This is a genomic window from Nonomuraea sp. KM90 (assembly GCF_052246675.1).
In the GTDB taxonomy this organism is placed as follows: Bacteria; Actinomycetota; Actinomycetes; order Streptosporangiales; family Streptosporangiaceae; genus Nonomuraea.
Genome location: NZ_JBQQCB010000270.1, coordinates 1 through 5,194 on the forward strand (window position 1 = coordinate 1; position 5,194 = coordinate 5,194).

The 5,194-nt window shown below is 65.8% G+C and carries 6 protein-coding genes and 1 pseudogene; 6 read left to right on the top strand and 1 reads right to left on the bottom strand.

What is annotated here, in order from left to right:
- From ACTWPW_RS62865 to ACTWPW_RS62890, 6 genes are all read left to right on the top strand, one after another.
- A partial coding sequence (locus ACTWPW_RS62865) for a tyrosine-type recombinase/integrase (protein WP_443174829.1) occupies positions 1-1,516 on the top strand: 1,516 nt, incomplete at its 5' end.
- Positions 1,517-1,630: 114 nt separating this feature from the next.
- Positions 1,631-2,530 carry a pentapeptide repeat-containing protein gene (locus ACTWPW_RS62870; protein WP_443174830.1) on the top strand — a complete coding sequence of 300 codons (900 nt, stop codon included), beginning with the start codon at positions 1,631-1,633 and terminating at the stop codon, positions 2,528-2,530.
- A gap of 40 nt (positions 2,531-2,570) precedes the next feature.
- The gene (locus ACTWPW_RS62875) at positions 2,571-2,975 is read left to right on the top strand and encodes a pentapeptide repeat-containing protein (RefSeq protein WP_443174834.1); all 405 of its coding nucleotides are present in this window, start codon (positions 2,571-2,573) and stop codon (positions 2,973-2,975) included.
- A gap of 72 nt (positions 2,976-3,047) precedes the next feature.
- A complete protein-coding gene (locus ACTWPW_RS62880) occupies positions 3,048-3,230 on the top strand; it encodes a hypothetical protein (RefSeq protein WP_443174831.1) in 183 nt (60 codons plus the stop codon).
- Positions 3,231-3,233: 3 nt separating this feature from the next.
- A complete protein-coding gene (locus ACTWPW_RS62885; protein WP_443174832.1) occupies positions 3,234-3,644 on the top strand; it encodes a DUF6262 family protein in 411 nt (136 codons plus the stop codon).
- 87 nt (positions 3,645-3,731) lie between these two features.
- Positions 3,732-4,235, top strand: a complete 504-nt coding sequence (locus ACTWPW_RS62890) for a hypothetical protein (protein ID WP_443174833.1) — start codon at positions 3,732-3,734, stop codon at positions 4,233-4,235.
- Between the two features lie 230 nt (positions 4,236-4,465).
- On the opposite strand, the pseudogene ACTWPW_RS62895 reads toward ACTWPW_RS62890, so the two are convergent.
- Positions 4,466-5,023 (bottom strand): annotated as a pseudogene (locus ACTWPW_RS62895) (tetratricopeptide repeat protein); the annotation flags it as partial.
- Positions 5,024-5,194: the final 171 nt, after the last annotated feature.

The following is a 5,194-nucleotide window of genomic DNA, read 5'->3' on the forward strand; positions in this document are numbered from 1 at the left end:
TCCACGACCTCGACCACGATCCCCGCCCAATGCGGGAGTAACTCTTCAACACATCCCGGAACGCACTCCGCAAACGATCAACTACCAGGTCGTTCCACGTCCCAAGATCAGCGACAGAGCCCGTTTATCCGTACTCAGCTCTGCACACCGACCCGTACGCCGACACCGGGCGCTCTATCTCGACATCGCCCAGTGGGCCACGCAAGAGCCGGAACGCTGGGCGCAGTGGGCGGTCCCGAGCCCGGTCAGCGACGCCGAGATCAACTGGGCCAAGGAACGCAGGCGGCGCAAGGCCCGGATGGACCAGCGGACCCGCGAGCGGCTGCCCGTCCTGCCCATCCTCACCCGCACCGCCGCCGAGCGCAGGAACGCAACCGCCCTCCGCCTTCAAGCCGCGATGACGACTCCGCCCGGTGAGATCATCGAAGGCACCGGCGGGGCGCTGCGCAGGGCCGTGGCACCCACGGCCAACGGCAGGCACGTGTGGGCCGAGGACACCGCCACCGGCAAGCGCCGCAATCTGTCGTATGAGGAAGAGGAAGCATTCTGGGGATTCGCCACGATCGAGGTCCTGAGGCTGACCGGGATCCGCTGCGAGGAGCTCCTGGAACTCACCCACCACGGCATCACCGAGTACCGGCTGCCCTCCACCGGGGAGCTCGTCCCGCTGCTGCAGATCGCCCCGAGCAAGACCGATACCGAGAGACTTCTCCTGGTCAGCCCTGAGCTGGCTGACGTCCTGTCAGCGATCATTAGCCGACTCCGCGGCCCCGGCGGCGACGTCCCATTAACCGTCTCCTACGACGTCCGGGAACGGGTCTGGAACCCTGCGATGCCGCTGCTTTTCCAGCGGTCCATCGGCAGCGAGAATCGGGCATTCACCCCTAGCGCGATCCGCAAGCTGCTCATCAATGCGCTCGCCGCAACCGGCCTGACCGATGCCGCCGGCGACCCGCTCATGTTCTCCCCGCACGATTTCCGCAGGATCTTCGTGACCGACGCCATCATGAGTGGCCTGCCGCCCCACATCGCCCAGGTCATCTGTGGCCACAAGAATCTCGACACCACGATCGGATACAAGGCCGTCTACCCCGCCGAGGCGATCGAGGCTCACCGGGCGTTCATCGCCCGCCGCCGCGCGACCCGCCCCAGCGAGGAATACCGTACTCCCACCGACAAAGAATGGGACGCCTTCCTCGCCCACTTCGAGAAGCGGAAAGTCTCGGTAGGCACCTGCGGTCGCGCGTTCGCCTCACCTTGCGTCCATGAACACGCATGTGTCAGATGTTCACTCCTGAGGCCGGACCCCGCCCAGCGGGGACGCCTCGAGGAGATCCGGGACAACCTGCACGACCGCATCGCCGAGGCCGAGCGCGAAGGCTGGCTCGGCGAGGTCGAAGGACTCAAGGTTAGCCTCGCTGGTGCCGAGGACAAGCTCGCCCAGATCGACAGGCAGTCCCACAAGGCCACCATCAGCCTCGGCATGCCTACGACCAAGAGCGGGGACCTTGAATAGCCCGACCGGCAACTGACCGCCTGGGAAATGCCGGAATTCCTGGGCCGTCTCACCTGACAGCCGCCAAGGTTGGGCAAGACCCTCACGAAATCGAATCCTCCTCAGAGGACGACTATGAAGCCTCTTTCGATCGTTGTCACTGTCGTCGCCGCGGTGCTCGTCGTCGCAATCGGCTGGATGCTCGGCCCCGGCGCGTCCTGGTGGTTGGAACACGTCGACGGCGCGACCGGCCTGCAGGGCGAGAAGCTCGCCGTCGCAGTCGATGCAGTCCGCAGCCGCACCCTGGCCATCGCCACCGGCCTGGCCGCGCTGGCCGCGGTCTACTACACAGCTCGCAACGCCGACACCGCCCGGCGCACCTTCCAACTCGGCGAACGCGGCCACGACACCGACCGTTACAGCAAGGCGGTAGAGCAACTCGGCAGTGACCAGGCACCGGTTCGGCTCGGCGGTCTCTACGCCTTGGAGCAACTCGCCCAGAACAACCCACGCCTGCGACAGACGATCGCGGACGTGATCTGTGCTTACCTGAGAATGCCCTACACCATGCCCGAAGAAGTTGAGCGCAGTGAAGAGACCTGGGCGGCACAACGCGCGACACGAAACCGGAAGGCAGATGGCAGCGATTCTCCGGCCCGGGCCCCTCAAGAGGAACGCGAGGTCCGCCTCGCCGCCCAGCGCATCCTCACCGACCACCTGCGCTGTCCCGCCCCGGGCAAGAAGCGCTGGTGGTCTCGTGCCGAGCGACCTCCCGACACCTTCTGGCCTCGCATACGCCTCGACCTGAGCAGAGCCGTCCTTCTTGATGCAGATTTCACGAGCTGTCGGATCGCTGAGGCGAGGTTCAGCGGGACGACCTTCCATGGCCAAACCTGGTTCTTCGGGGCAACCATCACTGGCCACGCTTCGTTTCTACGAGGCAATCTTCAATGGCACTGTTTTCTTCGCTCAGGCGACCTTTACGGGCGGAGCTGCGTTCGGCGAGGCGATCTTCAACGATCTGGCCTTATTTGACCGGGCAACCTTCACCGACTCTGCCTGGTTCGGCGAAGCGATCTTCAACGGGGGCGCCAAGTTTGAAGAGGCGTCCTTTTGCCAGGATGCCGGGTTCGAGGACGCGACTTTCAACGGCGGCGCCAAATTCGACGGGGCAATCTTCATCCGAGCCACGTTTGTGGAGGCAACCTTTAACGGCGGCGCCTGGTTCCACCGGACAACCATCGCCGAGAGCGCCCGGTTCGACCACGCGACCTTCAATGGCGTCATCGCGTTCGATGAGAGCCTGAACCACGTGTCCTTCGAGGACGCCCGAGTGTCGGCATCCAGCCCAGATATCCGCAAGTGGTTGCCGCCAGGGTGGCGTTTGGAACCGGACGGCAAGGGCGGTGGAGTGCTGCGGCGAGACCCTGCGCATGATCCGGATGGAGGAAGTGAGACAGGCCCCCAAAGCTCAACGTGAACAGGCCAACCGCAGATCGACTTGTGATCAACTTCTTAGTTCAGAGAAGCCTGCTTGACGTGCCCGATGTTCGTGACGACACCGGAGTTCCTGCCTCAGCACCGGCAGCAGCGTCAACAGCTTCTGCAGATCGTCTCGGCCGCCGAGGCCCGCGGCCAGCTCCGCCTCGTCGAGATGAACCAACAGGTCCTCGGCAACCTCGACCGGATCATCACCGCCCTTCAAGCTGACGAGCTCCTGATGGCACGGAGGTGAGCGATGCGGGCTGACAACTCCCGCCACATCGTCGCCGCGGCCCGCAACCGGCATGAGTACACCCGGGCCAAGGCGATCCAGGCCCTGCGCGAGATCGATGCTGAGGGCACGGCCGTCACTTTCGACATCGTGGCTCGTGCCGCCGGCGTCTCACGGTCCTGGCTCTACGCCCAGCCCGATCTGCGCGCGGAGATCGAACGTCTGCGGTCTGAACGGCAGCGTGCCTCCGCCACCCCGGTCCCGGTCCGGCAACGAGCGTCCGATGCCTCGCTCCTTCGGCGGCTGGAGGCCGCCAACGAGCGCACCCGCCGCCTCACCGAGGAGAACCGTCAGCTCCGGGAACAGCTCTCCCGCGCGCTCGGCGATCTCCGCGCCGCTCGGCTCCAGAACCTGACCGTGCCGGCGCCCCGCTGATGGCGCTCGTCGAAATCTGCTCTGACCGGGCGTGCCGGAACTGTTGATCTTGCTGGTGTTGGGCGGCCGGTGAGGCATCCTGGTGCCATGGATGATGCCGAGGCGACATGGCAGTCGTGGTTGTCCGGACTTGCTCCGTCGAAGCGGGCCGCGGCGGCGTCGCTTCGGACGCAGTTCGAGGCTCTCGGTGCGGCTGATGCGCCGGATTGGGCGAGGTCGGAGATCGACGAGAACCTGCCGCAGATGGCACGCTTCATGCTGCTCCGCTCCTTGTGGCGTGGTGCGATCGACGGCTGGGCCGGCCCGGGAGCTTTGGAGCAAGTGGCGGCGGCTCGGCGCCTGCTGGACGCAGGGGCGGACAGGGGCGACCTGGTTCTCCTGGCTCGGGCCATTGCCTATGAAGCCGTCTTCGCTACGGTTGACGAGCTGGATTGCGGCGGGGACGTTAACGTGTCCGGCGTGGTTGTCGGCTGGGTGGTCATGGAGTCTGGTGAGGACGGGTCTCCCACCGGTCGCCTCCTTTCGGGCCTTCACGAGGACTTGCTGACGACCGATCCGAGTGGGCGCGACGGTGCGGACCTGTGGCGGTAAGTCGCTTGGCGATTACGTCATCACGGCACGCCTTGGTCACCTGAACTACCAGGTCGCGGTTAAGCAACGATTGGGCCCTGCTGGCAGGGCCACGGATAGCCTTCCTGATTTGCCTCATGGACGCCTTCCCCGTCGCGTCGCCCCAGGTCAACGACGCACGCCGCTTCGGAGCTCAAGATAACGACCGTTAAATGAAGCCACTCCCGGTCTCCGCAAGGTCAACGAGTGGTTCATCGCCGCCGACGAAACAGTCGCCTCCACCCACGGACGTTCTGGGCAGCAGCCTCGAAGACAACGGCCTCCCAATTCCCCATGACGACACGGGTCGTGGGATGACCACTACCCAGCACTCGCTCGCAGTCGGCCAGCGTCTGCTCGTACATGGGAACGGCCCGGCCCAGGTCTCCCGCCTCCTGGTAGGCGCCGGCGAGGTTGTTGCGGGATTGCAGGGTGGAGGGGTGGTCGACACCCAGTACCCGCTCCCGATCGGCCAGTGTCGCCTCCAACAGCGGGATGGCCCGGTCCAGATCTTCCACCGCCCGGTAGGCAGAGGCGAGGTTGTTGCGGGAGGCCAGCGTGGTGGGGTGGTCGGCGCCCAGCACTCGCTCAAAGGCGGCCAGTGTCGCCTTCAACAGCGGGATGGCCCGGTCTAGGTCTCCCGCCGACTGGTAGGCGCCGGCGAGGTTGTTGCGGGAGGTCAGGGTGTCGGGGTGGTCGGCGCCCAGCACCCGCGCATAGTCGGCGAGCGTCTGCTCGTGCAGCGGGATGGCCCGGTCTAGGTCTCCCGCCGACTGGTAGGCGCTGGATGATCAGGCGGGCGCCGAGCCGGGCAACGTCCTCGATCACCTCGACCAGATCGCGGTCGGAGGCGAACAGGGCGTCGATCTCGGCGCGGATGGCCTGAACGGGCGGTAGTGTGCGTGCCACGAGCGTAGGTCCTTGCGTTGTGCGAACTTTGG

Excerpts from the sequence above, each read along its gene's own strand:
- ACTWPW_RS62870 (WP_443174830.1), top strand. The coding sequence starts at position 1,631 with ATGAAGCCTCTTTCGATCGTTGTCACTGTCGTCGCCGCGGTGCTCGTC.
- ACTWPW_RS62885 (WP_443174832.1), top strand. The coding sequence starts at position 3,234 with ATGCGGGCTGACAACTCCCGCCACATCGTCGCCGCGGCCCGCAACCGG.
- ACTWPW_RS62890 (WP_443174833.1), top strand. The coding sequence starts at position 3,732 with ATGGATGATGCCGAGGCGACATGGCAGTCGTGGTTGTCCGGACTTGCT.